This window comes from Streptomyces sp. NPDC088387 (genome assembly GCF_044753385.1).
In the GTDB taxonomy this organism is placed as follows: domain Bacteria; phylum Actinomycetota; class Actinomycetes; order Streptomycetales; family Streptomycetaceae; genus Streptomyces.
In genome coordinates, this window is record NZ_JBIVNC010000003.1 from 501220 (window position 1) to 515541 (window position 14322).

13 protein-coding genes are annotated in these 14322 nt (G+C 72.8%); 12 read left to right on the forward strand and 1 reads right to left on the reverse strand.

Features of this window, described 5'->3' with window-relative positions; genetic code table 11:
* Nucleotides 1-148 precede the first annotated feature (148 nt).
* From ACIQAC_RS10450 to kynU, 11 genes are all read left to right on the forward strand, one after another.
* Nucleotides 149-688: a DUF2617 family protein gene (locus tag ACIQAC_RS10450; RefSeq protein WP_402188918.1), complete on the forward strand. Its 540-nt coding sequence runs from the start codon at nt 149-151 to the stop codon at nt 686-688.
* 143 nt (nt 689-831) lie between these two features.
* Complete coding sequence (locus ACIQAC_RS10455; RefSeq protein WP_402188920.1) at nt 832-2484, forward strand: polyamine aminopropyltransferase; 1653 nt, start codon at nt 832-834, stop codon at nt 2482-2484.
* Between the two features lie 199 nt (nt 2485-2683).
* Nucleotides 2684-3421 (forward strand): SRPBCC domain-containing protein, encoded by a 738-nt coding sequence (locus ACIQAC_RS10460; protein WP_402188922.1) that lies wholly within the window; start codon nt 2684-2686, stop codon nt 3419-3421.
* 289 nt (nt 3422-3710) lie between these two features.
* On the forward strand, nt 3711-4499 hold the full coding sequence (locus ACIQAC_RS10465) for an aldose 1-epimerase (RefSeq protein ID WP_402188924.1): 789 nt from the start codon (nt 3711-3713) through the stop codon (nt 4497-4499).
* 10 nt (nt 4500-4509) lie between these two features.
* Nucleotides 4510-5061, forward strand: coding sequence for an orotate phosphoribosyltransferase (pyrE, locus tag ACIQAC_RS10470; protein ID WP_402188926.1), 552 nt, complete (start codon nt 4510-4512; stop codon nt 5059-5061).
* Between the two features lie 139 nt (nt 5062-5200).
* Nucleotides 5201-6232: a class II fructose-bisphosphate aldolase gene (gene fbaA, locus ACIQAC_RS10475; protein ID WP_402188928.1), complete on the forward strand. Its 1032-nt coding sequence runs from the start codon at nt 5201-5203 to the stop codon at nt 6230-6232.
* A gap of 55 nt (nt 6233-6287) precedes the next feature.
* Entirely contained in the window at nt 6288-7757 is a 1470-nt protein-coding gene (locus ACIQAC_RS10480) for an MFS transporter (RefSeq protein WP_402188929.1), read from the forward strand.
* A 90-nt stretch (nt 7758-7847) separates the two neighbouring features.
* A complete protein-coding gene (locus ACIQAC_RS10485) occupies nt 7848-9518 on the forward strand; it encodes an MFS transporter (protein WP_402188930.1) in 1671 nt (556 codons plus the stop codon).
* A gap of 332 nt (nt 9519-9850) precedes the next feature.
* Complete coding sequence (locus tag ACIQAC_RS10490) at nt 9851-10264, forward strand: DUF3151 domain-containing protein (protein ID WP_402188931.1); 414 nt, start codon at nt 9851-9853, stop codon at nt 10262-10264.
* 153 nt (nt 10265-10417) lie between these two features.
* On the forward strand, nt 10418-11248 hold the full coding sequence (locus ACIQAC_RS10495; RefSeq protein WP_402188932.1) for a tryptophan 2,3-dioxygenase family protein: 831 nt from the start codon (nt 10418-10420) through the stop codon (nt 11246-11248).
* Nucleotides 11241-12428 carry a kynureninase gene (kynU, locus tag ACIQAC_RS10500; RefSeq protein WP_402188934.1) on the forward strand — a complete coding sequence of 396 codons (1188 nt, stop codon included), beginning with the start codon at nt 11241-11243 and terminating at the stop codon, nt 12426-12428. Before ACIQAC_RS10495 ends, kynU begins: the two co-directional genes overlap by 8 nt.
* Before the next feature lie 115 nt (nt 12429-12543).
* Here kynU and ACIQAC_RS10505 read toward each other — a convergent pair whose 3' ends face one another.
* Nucleotides 12544-13149, reverse strand: a complete 606-nt coding sequence (locus tag ACIQAC_RS10505) for a TetR/AcrR family transcriptional regulator (RefSeq protein ID WP_402188936.1) — start codon at nt 13147-13149, stop codon at nt 12544-12546.
* Nucleotides 13150-13348: 199 nt separating this feature from the next.
* Between ACIQAC_RS10505 and ACIQAC_RS10510 the strand changes: the two genes are divergently transcribed.
* On the forward strand, nt 13349-14239 hold the full coding sequence (locus ACIQAC_RS10510; RefSeq protein WP_402188938.1) for an alpha/beta hydrolase: 891 nt from the start codon (nt 13349-13351) through the stop codon (nt 14237-14239).
* Nucleotides 14240-14322 lie beyond the last annotated feature (83 nt).

A 14322-nucleotide genomic window follows, 5' to 3' on the forward strand; every position in this document is an offset into this window, starting at 1 on the left:
GACGTCCTGCGGACACCTCTCCCGACTGGGCTGACCGGGCCGATCTCCCGGTGTCGACCGGGGTGCGCCGGACCCACACCGCCTTTCTTCACCGCCTTTCCACTGCTTTTCTTCACTGCCTTTCTTTGCGTGCTAGCGGAGCCGATCCATGCTCACGACCCTGAACACCTCCTACACCGACACGCGCGCGGCCGACCTCGCCTGGACATTGGGGCGCGAGCCGCTGCCCGCCCTTGCCACGCTCGATCTCGAACTGGACGGGGCGAAGCTCCAGTTGCGACTACTCGGCGCGTCCCACCAGGTCCTGCTGGAACAGCAGCGGGTCAGCTGTTCGGAGACGGTCGCGTGCATCCCGGGCAGCAGCACCCCGCTGCCCCTCGGCGTGGCCAAGCGGGTCGGCGACTGGGAGTACGAGTTCGCGGCCCGCGTGGAGGCCCTCTCCCCGGGCTCCTTCGCCGGCCGCGCCCAGGAACTGCTGGCCCTCGTCTCCGACCACCCCAACGGCCTGGCCGGCGTCTTCCCCGGCAGCCCGCACGCCTTCACGGCCCTCCTCGCCCAGCGCCACGAGGGCCAGGTGCACTGGCGCACGTGGCACGCCTATCCGCAGGACGGCCAGTTGGTGGCGACGAGGACGAGGGTCGGCACATCGACGACACGGGGCCGCAGATCCAGCCTGTCCGGCGTTTGAGGACGAGGCCGTTCAGGCCGAAGCGGGCGCCCGGGGGTGCAACTCCCGGCAACGGCAACTGAAACCACCGGCACGCCGGGAACGCCGAGTTCCACACGTGTGGGTGACAAAACGCACCGCACCGGTGACGTAACGTCGCAGTCGTGATCGACCCGCACGCCCCGGCACCGCCCGGAACCCCGCCGCCCTGGGGCCCTTCCGACGGTCCCGGCAGCACCGTGCGGCTGCCCGTCCGCCCCGGCACCGGCAGGTTCCTCGTCCTGGTCTGCGTCTTCGTCTGCGCCGCCTGCGGACTGGTCTACGAACTCGAACTCGTCGCCCTTGCCTCCTACTTGATCGGCGACTCGGTCACCCAGGCCTCCATCGTGCTGTCCGTCATGGTGTTCGCGATGGGCATCGGCTCCCTCGCGGCGAAGCGGCTGCGCAGGCTCGGCGCCGCCGGATTCGCCATGGTGGAGGTGATGCTGGCGCTCGTCGGTGGATGCAGCGCGATGGCGTTGTACGCGGTGTTCGCGTGGACCGGCGACTGGGGCGGGCTGTGGGCGCACGGTCCGCGCCTGCTGCTCGTCGCGTTCTCCCTGGCCACCGGGCTGCTCATCGGCGCCGAAGTGCCGCTGCTGATGGAGCTGATCCAGCGGATCCGCCGCCAGGACCCGGGCGGCGCGGTCGCCGACCTGTTCGCCGCGGACTACGTCGGCGCGCTCGTCGGCGGCCTCGCCTTCCCCTTCCTGCTGCTGCCGTTCCTGGGCCAGCTCACCGGCGCGCTGCTCACCGGCACGGTCAACGTCGTCGCCGGCGGGGCGCTCGTCCTCGGCCTGTTCGGCCGCGAACTGACCCGCCGCACCCGCTGGCTGCTGCTCGTCGCCAACCTCACCGCGCTCGGCCTGCTCGCCTCCGCCGCAGCCCTCGTCGACGACTTCGAACGCGCCGCGCGGCAGGCCGTGTACGGCAGGGACGTACGGGTCGCGGTGCAGACCGGTGTCCAGGAGGTCGTCCTCACCGGCGGCACGGACGGCAGACCGCTCTCCCTCTTCCTCGACGGCCGGCTGCGGGTCAGCGGCAGCGACGAACGGCGCTACCACGAGGCGCTGGTCCACCCGGCGATGACCGGCCCGCACGCGCGCGTGCTGATCCTCGGCGGCGGCGACGGCCTCGCCGCCCGCGAAGTGCTGCGCCACCCGGGCGTCGAGCGCGTCGACATCGTTGAACTCGACCCCGAGGTCGTCCGGCTCGCCCGCAACGACCCCGCGCTCTCCGCCCTCAACGGCCATGTCCACGGCGACCCCCGGGTCCATGTCGCCATCGCCGACGCCTTCGGCCGGCTGCGCGAGGTGCCGACGGGCTCGTACGACGTGGTGATCTCCGATCTGCCGGACCCGGGCATCACGGCCAGCACCAAGCTGTACTCGCAGGAGTTCTACGGTCTCGCCCGCGCCGCCCTCGCCCACGACGGCCGGCTCGTGGTGCACGCGGGGCCGGTGGCGTCCCGGGCGCGCGGGTTCTGGACGGTGGACACGACGATGCGGGCGGCGGGGCTGCGTACGTCCCCCTATCGGGTGGGTGGGCGTGCGGCCGGTTTCGCCGCCGGGCCCGACCGCACGCCGGGCTCCGCCCGGGCCCCGCGGGACTGGGGCTTCGTGCTGGCCGCGTCCGGCGCCCGGCCGCCGCTGCGGCTCGGTGACGGGCCGCCGCCGCGGACGCTCACCGACACGGGCCTCGCGGCGGGTGCGGTCGCCGCTGAGCGGAGCCGGATCGGGGGGCTGCCGGTGTCGACGCTGGTGCATCCCCGCTACTGAAGGGGGCCGGGAAGGGTTCGGAGCGGGTCCGGGGAGGGTCCGGGGAGGGTCCGGGGAGGGTCCGGGAAGGGTCCGGGCAGGGTCCGGGAAGGGTCCGGGAAGGGTCCGGGGAGGGTCCTGGAGGGGGGAAGGGCTGATCCTGTGCGAATCCCCTGACGTGCGGGTGCGTTCCCGCTGTGGCTGGGTAGGCTCGACAGACATGGAGTTCGAGGTGTTCGTTCCGGTTCCCGCCGAGCGGCTCAGGGAGGCGCTCGCCGACCCCGCGCGGGTGGCGCGTGCCGTGCCCGGTCTCCAGCAGGAGGCCGGTGCCGAACCGATCGCCGGACGTCTGAAAGTCCGGGTCGGCGGCACGAGCATCACGTACCGGGGCACGGTGCGGCTGACCGGCCGGGACGACGGGTCGTACGGCGTCGAGGCCGACGCCGCCGAGGCGCGCGGCGCCGGTTCGGCCAAGCTGGCGCTCACCCTCACGCTGCGGGACGCCGACGGCGGTACGACGCTGGTCCTCGACGGTACGGGGGCGGTGGACGGGCGGATCACGGAGCTTTCGGGGGACGCGGTGCGGGGGGCGTTCGGGCGGTTGCTGGTGCGGGTGGGGGAGCGGTTGGGGGAGGCCGAGGTCGCGCCTCCGTCGCCGGTGGCTGATCCGGGTCCGAGTCCGGCTTCGGCTCCGGACCCGGTTCCGGAGGAGGTGGCCGTTGTGGAGGCCAAGGATCCGACGGAGCCGCCTGCCGCGGAGGCTGCGCATGCTCGGCGGACGATGATCGGGCGTAGTGCGGAGGAGGTGGATCATGCGCCGCCTCGGGGGCGGTATGCGCCGGTGCCTGCGCCGCAGACGATCACTCCCAGTACGACGTTGCGGTGGGCCGCGCCTGCCGCTGCGCTGGCGCTGGCCTCGGCGATTGTGGTGACGCGGGCCCTCCGAAAGCGCCGCTGACCCCTCCGGGGCGGTCAGGTCGCCATCCGTCCGCGGGTCGGTGGGGGTTTGTCGCGCAGTTCCCCGCGCCCCTGGAAAGGTCGTTGTTCGGCTGCGGGCCGGTGGGGGTTTGTCGCGCAGTTCCCCGCGCCCCTGGAAAGGTCGTTGTTCGGCTGCGGGCTGGTGGGGGTTTGTTGCGCAGTTCCCCGCGCCCCTTACAAGCAGGGGCCGGGCGCGGTGGTGCCCCGTTGGCGCCGGGTTGGGCAACGTCCCCCACTCAGCCCTGTGATCACCCCGTAGGCTCGGTGGGGTGAGTAATGACCACATCATTCTGGCCGCGGGTGATGCCCGGGCGACCGTCGATGCCGGCAACGGCGGCCGGCTGGCGAGCGTCACGCTCGCCGGCACGGAACTCCTCCGCCAGGGCCCCCGCTACGGCTGCTTCCCGATGGTTCCCTGGTGCGGCCGCATCAGGGACGGCCGCTTCCGCGACGGCGCCACCGTCCACCAGATGCCGCTCAACTCCCCGCCCCACGCCATCCACGGCACCGCCCGCGACGGCGCCTGGCGCACCGCCCGCGTCACCGAGGACGAGGCGGTGATCACGTACGACCTCGTCGAGCCCTGGCCCCACCCCGGCCGGGTCACGCAGGTGTTCGCCCTCACGCCGGACTCGCTCACGCTCACGATGGCCGTCGAGACGTACGCGGACTCGTTCCCGGCGCAGATCGGCTGGCACCCGTGGTTCAACCGGAGCGTCGAGGGCGCCGACGCGGTCCTCGACTTCGCCGCCGCCTGGCAGGAGGAGCGCGGCGACGACCATCTGCCGACCGGCAACCGGCTCGACCCCAAGCCCGGCCCCTGGGACGACTGCTTCGGCATGCCCGACGGAGTCGACGTCACCGTCACCTGGCCGGAGCGGCTGGAGCTGAAGGTGACCAGCCCCGAGCAGTGGGTCGTCGTCTACGACGAGCAGGAGGCCGCCGTATGCGTCGAACCGCAGACCGGTCCGCCCAATGGTCTGAACACCGCCCCGCGCCTGGTCACCCCGCTGGAGCCGCTGGAGGCCACCACGACCTGGCGGTGGCGGCGGCTCTAAGCTGGGCGGCATGACGACGGACGTGCGCGGCGAGCTGCTGCAACAGATCAAGGACAAGGCCGTGGTGCACGGCAGGGTGACCCTCTCCTCGGGTCTTGAGGCCGACTACTACGTGGACCTGCGCCGCGTCACCCTCGACGGGACCGCCGCCCCGCTGGTCGGCCAGGTGCTGCTCGACCTCACCGCCGAGCTGGACTTCGACGCCGTCGGCGGCCTCACCATGGGCGCCGACCCGGTGGGTACGGCGATGCTGCACGCCGCCGCCGCCCGGGGCCGCACGCTGGACTCCTTCGTCGTCCGCAAGGCCGCCAAGGCGCACGGTCTGCAACGGCGGGTGGAGGGGCCGGACATCGCGGGCCGGCGGGTGCTCGTCGTCGAGGACACCTCCACCACCGGCGGCTCGCCGCTCGAGGCCGTCGAGGCCGTGCGCGCGGCCGGCGCCGAGGTCGTGGCCGTCGCGACCATCGTCGACCGGGCCACCGGCGCCGCCGAGAAGATCCAGCAGGGTGCGGGTGTGCCGTACCTCTTCGCGTACTCCAAGGACGAGCTCGGTCTGGACTGAGGGCCGGGCGCGGACGGCACTCGGAGCATCGCGGTTCGTCTGGAAGGATGGGCCCGACGATGACGTCACAGCACCCCAAGGTCTAGGTCAGGGCCGTCAGCACGCAGCACGCCCACCCGCACATACAAGGAGCGGACAGATGCCCATCGCAACCCCCGAGGTCTACAACGAGATGCTCGACCGGGCGAAGGCAGGCAAGTTCGCCTACCCGGCCATCAACGTGACCTCGTCCCAGACCCTGCACGCTGCGCTGCGCGGCTTCGCGGAGGCCGAGAGCGACGGCATCATCCAGATCTCTACCGGCGGCGCCGAGTTCCTCGGCGGCCAGCACAACAAGGACATGGTCGTCGGTGCCGTGGCCCTGGCCGAGTTCGCGCACATCGTCGCCGCGAAGTACGACGTCACGGTCGCCCTGCACACCGACCACTGTCCCAAGGACAAGCTCGACGGGTACGTACGTCCGCTGATCGCGGTCTCCGAGGAGCGCGTCGCCCGCGGCGAGAACCCGCTGTTCCAGTCGCACATGTGGGACGGCTCCGCCGAGACCCTCGCCGACAACCTGGCCATCGGCCAGGAGCTGCTGGCCCGTGCCGTCGCCGCGAAGATCATCCTCGAGGTCGAGATCACCCCGACCGGCGGCGAGGAGGACGGTGTCTCGCACGAGATCAACGACTCGCTGTACACCACGGTCGACGACGCGATCCGTACGGCCGAGGCGCTCGGCCTGGGCGAGAAGGGCCGCTACCTGCTGGCCGCGTCCTTCGGCAACGTCCACGGTGTGTACAAGCCGGGCAACGTGGTGCTCCGCCCCGAGCTCCTCAAGGAGCTGAACGAGGGCGTCGCCGCCAAGTACGGTCGCGCCGCCGACGCCAAGGTCTTCGACTTCGTCTTCCACGGCGGCTCCGGCTCCTCCGAGGAGGAGATCCGGACCGCGCTGGAGAACGGCGTCGTCAAGATGAACATCGACACGGACACGCAGTACGCCTTCACGCGCCCCGTCGCCGACCACGTGCTGAAGAACTACGACGGTGTCCTGAAGGTCGACGGCGAGGTCGGCTCGAAGAAGACCTACGACCCGCGGACCTGGGGCAAGCTGGCCGAGGCCGGCATGGCCGCGCGGGTCCTCGAGGCCTGCGGCCACCTGCGTTCGGCGGGCAACAAGATCAAGTAAGTACGGTTTCAGCGAGCCCGGCGCCCACGCGCCGGGCTCGTTGTATACCTGGGGCATGCCTGACGTCCGCGTCGCCTCACCGCAGGGCAAGTGGATCCTGCTCACCACGGTCATGGGATCCAGCATGGCGATGCTGGACTCGACCGTCGTCAACGTCGCCCTGCCGCGTATCGGCGAGGACCTGGACACCGATCTCGCGGCGCTCCAGTGGACCGTCAACGCCTACATGCTCACGCTCGCCGGGCTGATCCTGCTCGGCGGCTCCCTCGGCGACCACTACGGCCGCCGGAAGGTCTTCGTCATCGGCGTGGTGTGGTTCGCGATCGCCTCGCTGCTGTGCGGACTCGCCCCGAGCGCGGAGGTGCTGATCGCCGCGCGTGCCCTCCAGGGCATCGGCGGCGCCCTGCTCACCCCGGGTTCGCTCGCGCTGATCCAGGCGTCCTTCCATCCCGACGACCGGGGCCGGGCGGTCGGCCTGTGGTCCGGGTTCGGCGGTATCGGCGCGGCCGTCGGTCCGTTCCTGGGCGGCTGGCTGGTGGACGGGCCCGGCTGGCGCTGGGTCTTCCTGCTGAACGTGCCGCTGGCCCTCGCGTGTGTGCCGATCGCGCTGAGGCATGTGCCCGAGTCGGCCGACGGCCGGTCCCACGGGCGCTTCGACGTCCTCGGCGCCTTCCTCGGCGCCCTGTCCCTCGCCCTCGTGACCTACGCCCTGATCGAGGCCCGCACCGGCACTCTCGCGGTCGTCGTCACGGCCGTCGCGGGGGTGGCCGCGGGCATCGCGTTCGTGCTGGTGGAGCGGCGGCGACCGGACCCGATGATGCCCCCCAAGATCTTCGCGTCCCGCCAGTTCACCGCCATCAACCTGGTCACGCTCTGCGTCTACGCCGCCTTCAGCGGGTTCTTCTTCCTTGCCGTCCTCCAGCTCCAGGTCGTGGCCGGCTACTCGGCCCTCGGCGCCGGTACGGCCCTGCTGCCGACGACGATCCTCATGCTGCTGTTCTCCGCCCGCTCCGGCGAACTCGGCGCCCGTATCGGCCCCCGGATCCCGCTCACCGTCGGCCCGCTGTTCTGTGCCGCCGGGCTGCTGCTGATGCTGCGGGTCGGCCCGGACGCCTCGTACCTGACCGACGTACTGCCCGCCCTGCTGGTCCTCGGCCTCGGCATGGTCACGCTCGTCGCGCCGCTCACCGCCACAGTGCTCGCCTCCGTGGACGCCGCGCGGGCGGGACTGGCGAGCGGTATCAACAACGCGGCCGCGCGTGCGGCGGGTCTCATCGCGGTCGCCGCGCTGCCGCTGGTCGTCGGTATGAGCGAGGACGCCTACCGCTCGCCGGACGCCCTCGACCAGGCCTTCGGCCGGGCCATGCTGGTCTGCGCCGGGATCCTGGTCGTCGGCTCGGTGGTGGCCTTCGCGACCGTACGGCGCCCTCCGCCGGACTGCCGCCGCCCGGAGTGCCTGACGCACGGCAGCGTGACGGCTCCGCCGCTGGAACCGGGGGCGAAGTCGTCGGGGCGGCTGGAGTAGTCGCAGGGCGAGATCAAGTAGTCCCACCCGTTCACCTGCATATTCGGGCGAGCCCGGCATTCCGTGCCGGGCTCGCTGTTTGCTGTGTTCATGGCAGACGTCCGGATGGCCTCCCCACAGGGCAAGTGGCTTCTGTGCACCACCGTTCTCGGCTCCGGCATGGCCATGCTGGACGCGACCGTCGTCAACGTCGCCCTGCCGCGTATCGGTGAGGATCTGAACACCGGTCTCGCGGCGCTCCAGTGGACCGTCACCGCGTACATGCTCACGCTCGCCGGGCTGATGCTGCTCGGCGGCTGCCTCGGGGACCGCTACGGGCGCCGCAAGGTGTTCGTGGCGGGGGTGGTGTGGTTCGCGCTGGCCTCGCTGCTGTGCGGGCTCGCTCCGACCGCGGAGATCCTGATCGCCGCGCGGGCCCTCCAGGGCATCGGCGGCGCGCTGCTCACGCCGGGCTCGCTGGCGTTGATCCAGGCCTCGTTCCATCCCGACGACCGAGGGCGGGCGGTCGGGCTGTGGGCGGGGTTCGGGGGGATCGGCGCGGCCGTCGGGCCGTTCCTGGGCGGCTGGCTGGTGGACGGGCCCGGCTGGCGCTGGGTGTTCCTGCTGAACGCCCCGCTGGCGCTGCTGTGTGTGCCGGTGGCGCTGCGGCACGTGCCGGAGTCGGACCGGCGGGAGGGGCGGGGCGGGGGTGTCGAGCCGCAGGGCGGGGGTGCCGAGCCGCACGGGCGTTTCGACGTGCTCGGGGCCGTGCTGGGCGCGCTGGCGCTGACGCTGGTGACGTTCGCGCTGATCGAGGCGCGCGCCGGGACGTACGCGGTGGTCGGCGCCGCGGGCGCGGGGGTCGCTGCCGGGGTCGCGTTTGTGCTGGTGGAGCGGCGGCGGCCGGATCCGATGATGCCGCTGGACATCTTCGCGTCGCGCCGGTTCACCGCCGCCAACCTGGTCACGGTGTTCGTGGACGCGGCGCTCGCGGGCTTCTTCTTCCTGACCGTGCTGCACTTGCAGGTCGTGGCCGGGTACTCCGCGCTCGGCGCCGGTACGGCCCTGCTGCCGACCACGCTCATGATGCTGCTGTTCTCCGCCCGCTCGGGCGAGATCGCCGGCCGTATCGGCCCCCGGATCCCGCTGACCGTCGGGCCCCTGCTGTGCGCGGCGGGCATGCTGCTGATCGTGCGGGTCGGGCCGGGCGCGTCGTACGTGACGGACGTACTGCCCGCGCTGCTGTTGCTGGGGCTGGGCATGGTCACGCTGGTCGCGCCGCTGACCGCGACCGTGCTGGCGTCGGTGGACACCGCGCGGGCCGGGCTGGCCAGCGGTGTCAACAACGCGGCGGCCCGCGCGGCCGGGCTGATCGCGGTCGCCGCGTTACCGCTGCTGTCCGGGATGGGCGGGGACGCGTACCGGTCCCCGGCCGCCTTCGACAGCGCGTTCTCGCGGGCGATGGCGGTGTGCGCCGGGTCGCTGGTCACGGGCGCGGCCATCGCGTTCGCGACGCTACGAGAGCGTCCGCCGGTCCAGGCCCAGCCGGATTTGGCGCCGGGCGGAGTGCCGACGTCGAGGGAGCGGCCGGGGAAGGGGCCGGGGGAGCGGACGGGAAAGGGCCCGGGGGAGCGGACGGGAAAGGGATTGGGGGAGCGGTCGGGGAAGGGGCCGGGGGCGGATTTGAGGAAGGGTGGCTCGGGGCGGGACCTGGGGAAGGCCCCGGGAGCGGAGCCCTCGCGGCCGTCGCGGGACTCACGGAAGTGGTCGGGGAACACGTAGGGCGGGGCGCGGCGGGGGCGGAGGGTTTCGGCGGCGCGGCGGGCGCGGGTCCGCGTGGAGAGGGCATGGCGGGGGCGGAAAGCTTCGGTGGCGTGGCGTGGCGGGTGCGGGTGCGGGTGCGGGTCCGGGTCCGGGGTCGAGGGGATGCGGCGCGGCGGGGCGGAGGGTCTCGATGGGGTGGCGCCGCGGGCGCGGGCCGGGGGTGGTGGCGGCGCGGCGGGTGCGGATCCGGGTGGAGGGGGCGCGGGTCCGCGTAGAGGCGGCGTGGCGGGTGCGGGTCCGGGGTGGCGGGGGTCGTTCGGACCGCGGTCGGATGTACGAGACTGGACCCCATGACGATTCACGAGAACCTCCTCGGGGGACCGCCCCCGACCCACCTCCCCGACGACCCCGAGCCGCGTGAGCTGCTCGCCGGCGGCTCCCCGGCCGCCGAGGTCGCCGCGAAGTACCCGAAGTCCTCGCTGGCCTGGGCCGTCCTGGCCGACGACGCCTTCGAGCGGGGCAGCGCCGTGGAGTCGTACGCCTACGCCCGTACCGGCTACCACCGCGGTCTCGACGCCCTGCGCCGCAACGGCTGGAAGGGCCACGGCCCGGTCCCGTGGGAGCACGAGCCGAACCGCGGCTTCCTGCGCGCCCTGCACGCCCTCGCGCGTGCCGCGCAGGCGATCGGCGAGCAGGACGAGTACGAGCGCTGCTCGCAGTTCCTGAAGGACTCCTCGCCCGCGGCGGCCCAGACCCTGGGCTGAGCTGCGGTTTCCTGTGACGTGGGCCCGTCCGTGATCCGGGCGGGCCTTGCGATGTCCCCGGAGGTTGCGGAGGATGCGGGTGGGGACCGGGGCCCCCGTGCCGGCATCGGCAGGGGCGGACCGCTACCCGGAGTACATATTCAGGAGACAGCGATGTCCCCAGAGGCTCACGAGCCCGTGGCCCCGCATCTCGACTTCCAGGGCACCACTCCGTACGAGGACTACGTCAAGGCGGATGTGCTCACCCACCTCCAGCACACCCTCTCCGACGATCCCGGAGAGATGGTCTTCCTGGTCACGACCCAGGTCATGGAGCTGTGGTTCACCGTGATCGTCCACGAGTGGGAGACCGCCGCGCGCGCCCTGCGCGAGGACGACGTCCCGACGGCCGTCGACGCGCTGAAGCGTTCCGTACGGGAGCTGGAGGCGCTGAACGCCTCCTGGAAGCCGCTCGGCCAGCTCACCCCGCAGCAGTTCAACGCGTACCGCAGCGCCCTCGGCGACGGCTCCGGCTTCCAGTCGGCCATGTACCGCCGGATGGAGTTCCTGCTCGGCGACAAGTCGTCGTCCATGCTCGTCCCGCACCGCGGCGCGCCCCGCGTCCACGCCGAGCTGGAGAAGGCGCTGCACGAGCCCAGCCTCTACGACGAGGTGCTGCGGCTGCTCGCCCGCCGCGGCCACCCCGTCCCGGAGTCCGTCCTCACCCGTGACGTGTCCCAGCGCTACGAGCCCTCCGACGAGGTCGAGCGCGCCTGGACCGACGTCTACGCGGGCGACGCGACCGACGAGGTCGCCCGCCTCGGCGAGGCGCTGACCGACGTCGGCGAACTGGTGTGGCGCTGGCGCAACGACCATCTGGTCGCGACCCGCCGCGCGATGGGCTCCAAGACCGGCACCGGTGGCTCCGCCGGGGTGGCCTGGCTGGAGAAGCGGGCCCGGAAGAACGTGTTCCCCGAGCTGTGGACGGCCCGGTCCTATGTCTGAACTCGTGCGCAGGGCGGAGAAGCTGGACGCCGGTGACCCGCTCGCCGGCAAGCGCGCGCAGTTCGTCCTCGACGACGTCGTCTACCTCGACGGCAACTCCCTGGGCGCGCTCCCCGCGAACGTGCCCGCGCGCGTGGCGGACGTCGTCGCGCGGCAGTGGGGCGAACTGCGTATCCGGTCCTGGGACGAGAGCGGCTGGTGGACCGCGCCGGAACGGATCGGCGACCGGATCGCCCCGCTGGTCGGCGCGGCGGCCGGGCAGATCGTCGTCGGCGACTCGACGAGCGTGAACGTCTTCAAGGCGGTGGTCGCGGCGGTACGGATCGCCGGTGACGGCCGGGACGAGATCCTCGTCGACGCCACGACCTTTCCCACCGACGGGTACATGGCCGAGTCCGCGGCACGGATGACCGGCCGCACCCTGCGCCCGGTGGAACCGGCCGAGGTCCCGGACGCGCTGAGCGACCGTACGGCCGCGGTGCTGCTCAACCACGCCGACTACCGCACCGGCCGCCTCCACGACCTGCCCGCCCTCACCGCCGCGGTGCGCGCCGCGGGGGCCGTGTCGGTGTGGGACCTGTGCCACAGCGCGGGCGCGCTGCCGGTCGGGCTCGACGAGCACGAGGTCGACCTGGCGGTCGGCTGCACGTACAAGTACCTGAACGGCGGCCCGGGTTCACCGGCCTACCTGTACGTACGCCGGAGCCTCCAGGACGTCTTCGACTCACCGCTGCCCGGCTGGAACTCGCACGCCGAGCCCTTCGGCATGCGCCCCGCCTACGAGCCGGCCCCCGGTGCGGTACGTGGGCGCGTCGGCACCCCGGACATCCTCTCCCTGCTCGCCCTGGAGGCGGCGCTGGAGGTCTGGGAGGACGTCTCGATCCACGCGGTCCGCGCGAAGTCCCTCGCCCTGACGGACTTCTTCCTGGAGTGCGTGGACGCGTACGTCCCGGACGGCCGTGTCGCCTGTCTGACGCCTCTGGAGCACGGGGAGCGGGGCAGCCAGATCGCGCTGCGCTGCGACGACGCTTCCACGGTGATGCGCCGGCTGATCGCCCACGGAGTCGTGGGCGACTTCCGCCCACCCAACACCCTCCGCTTCGGCTTCACCCCGCTGTACGTCGGCTTCACGGACGTGGAACGGGCAGCACGCCTCCTGGGAGAGCTACTGCTCACGTAGCTGCGGGCAATCGTGCCGCAGGGCGGCACGGGTGGGCGCAGCGGCACCCCGCCGGCGCCGGGCTGCGCCAACGCCCCCAGGCGCAGCCCCACGCCGGCCCCGGACCGGCCAACGGTCACTCACTCCCGTACACCCCCGCCACAGCCGCCGCATACGCCGCCCGAGCAGCCCGCTCCCCATCCGCGGCGACGGGCGCAACCCCGGTGGTCAGCAACGCGTAGTACAGCGGAGCGGAGACCGCGCGCACCACCGCCCCCGCATCCGTCCCCACCCCCAACTCCCCGCGCTCCACGGCCTGTTCCACACACGGCACCCACTCCCCCACCCGCACCGCGTAGAACCGCCGCAACGCCTCCCCCGTACGCGCGTCGCACACCGCCGCGGCGATCACGGCCCGGAACAACGCTCCCTGCCGCGCATCGGCCAACGTCCGCTGTACCAACGCCGCGTTCGCCCGCAGATCCCCCAGCAGACTCCCCGTCTCCTCCCGCGGCGACGACTGCTCGGCCATGTCGTCGAGCAGATCGGCCACCAGCCCGGTGACGGACCCCCACCGCCGGTACACGGTCGTCTTCCCGACCTCCGCCCGCCGCGCGACATCGGCGAGGTCGAGCCGGTCGAACCCGTGCTCGGCGAGCACGTCCCCGGCGGCCCGCAGCACCGCGGCCCGCACCCGCGCGGTACGCCCTCCGGGACGAACGGTGCCGGGTTCGGCGGACATAAGGGCTCCCTGGGCGGACGTAAACGATGTAAACGACTGACTCGGACAGCGTAACGAAACAGCAGAACCGTTTACCCCTCACCGAGCGTCACCTGCGCGTGTCGCCGCACGTCACCCGCCTGATACCGTCCCGGCCAACGGCCGAACACCCACCTGGTCCTGGTCCGCCAAGTCTTTTTCGTCGCTGAGAGGTTGGAGCATGCCGGACGACGTCGCCGCAGCCCGCGCCGCCGAAGAGGAGGAGTCCGCCTTCTCCCATCCGCCGGTCGACCCCGACGCCACCGCCGCGTACGGCGACCACCCCGACCAGGTGATCGACTTCTACGCCCCGCGTATCACCGCGCCCGCCGACGCCGCGGGTCTCGCGGTGGCGGCGCCGCTCGTCGTCGTCCTGCACGGGGGCGCGTGGCGGGCCCCGTACGACCGGCGGCACGTCACACCCTTCGCCGACTTCCTGGCCCGGCGGGGCTTCGCCGTGGCCAACGTGGAGTACCGGCGCGGCGCCGAGGGGCCGGACTCCGCGGGGGTGGCGGGGCGCTGGCCGGACACGTTCGACGACGTCGCCGCCGCGCTGGACGCGCTGCCCGCACTCGTACGGGAGGCCCTGCCGCAGGCCGATCCGCGCCGCATCGTGGTCACCGGGCACTCGGCCGGCGGCCAACTGGCCCTGTGGGCTGCGGCCCGCCATCTGCTGCCCGCGGACGCGCCCTGGCGCACCGAACGCCCCCCGCAGCTGCGGGGAGTTGTCGCGCTCGCGCCGATAGCGGACTTCGCGGTGGCGGAGAAGCTGGACGTGTGCGGGGGCGCTGCCGCCCAACTGCTGGGAGGGGAAGGGGAGTTCGCCGCGCGGATGCCGTACGCGGATCCCGCGCTGCTCCTTCCGACCGGTATCGCGACGACGCTCGTCCAGGGGCGGCTGGACCTCGATGTGCCGCAGGCGGTCGCCGAGTCGTACGCGGACGCGGCGGCGAAGGCGGGCGAGGTCGTCGGCCTGACACTGCTGGAGGACGTCGGCCACTTCGCGCTGATCGACCCGCTGGCGGACGCGTGCGCGGTGGTGGCGGAGGAGATCGCTCAGTTGGCGTGGTAGCCCGGTCATGGCTCAAGTGCCGTGCGGCGGACGCGTCATACCCGTAATACCTGAGAGCTACGGCAGGGAAGAGCTCCCTGGCG

Bases quoted from the DNA above. Each gene is read 5' to 3' on its own strand.
- ACIQAC_RS10450 (WP_402188918.1), top strand. From the start codon at position 149: ATGCTCACGACCCTGAACACCTCCTACACCGACACGCGCGCGGCCGAC.
- ACIQAC_RS10460 (WP_402188922.1), top strand. From the start codon at position 2,684: ATGGAGTTCGAGGTGTTCGTTCCGGTTCCCGCCGAGCGGCTCAGGGAG.
- pyrE (WP_402188926.1), top strand. From the start codon at position 4,510: ATGACGACGGACGTGCGCGGCGAGCTGCTGCAACAGATCAAGGACAAG.
- fbaA (WP_402188928.1), top strand. From the start codon at position 5,201: ATGCCCATCGCAACCCCCGAGGTCTACAACGAGATGCTCGACCGGGCG.
- ACIQAC_RS10480 (WP_402188929.1), top strand. From the start codon at position 6,288: ATGCCTGACGTCCGCGTCGCCTCACCGCAGGGCAAGTGGATCCTGCTC.
- ACIQAC_RS10485 (WP_402188930.1), top strand. From the start codon at position 7,848: ATGGCAGACGTCCGGATGGCCTCCCCACAGGGCAAGTGGCTTCTGTGC.
- ACIQAC_RS10490 (WP_402188931.1), top strand. From the start codon at position 9,851: ATGACGATTCACGAGAACCTCCTCGGGGGACCGCCCCCGACCCACCTC.
- ACIQAC_RS10495 (WP_402188932.1), top strand. From the start codon at position 10,418: ATGTCCCCAGAGGCTCACGAGCCCGTGGCCCCGCATCTCGACTTCCAG.
- kynU (WP_402188934.1), top strand. From the start codon at position 11,241: ATGTCTGAACTCGTGCGCAGGGCGGAGAAGCTGGACGCCGGTGACCCG.
- ACIQAC_RS10505 (WP_402188936.1), bottom strand. From the start codon at position 13,149: ATGTCCGCCGAACCCGGCACCGTTCGTCCCGGAGGGCGTACCGCGCGG.
- ACIQAC_RS10510 (WP_402188938.1), top strand. From the start codon at position 13,349: ATGCCGGACGACGTCGCCGCAGCCCGCGCCGCCGAAGAGGAGGAGTCC.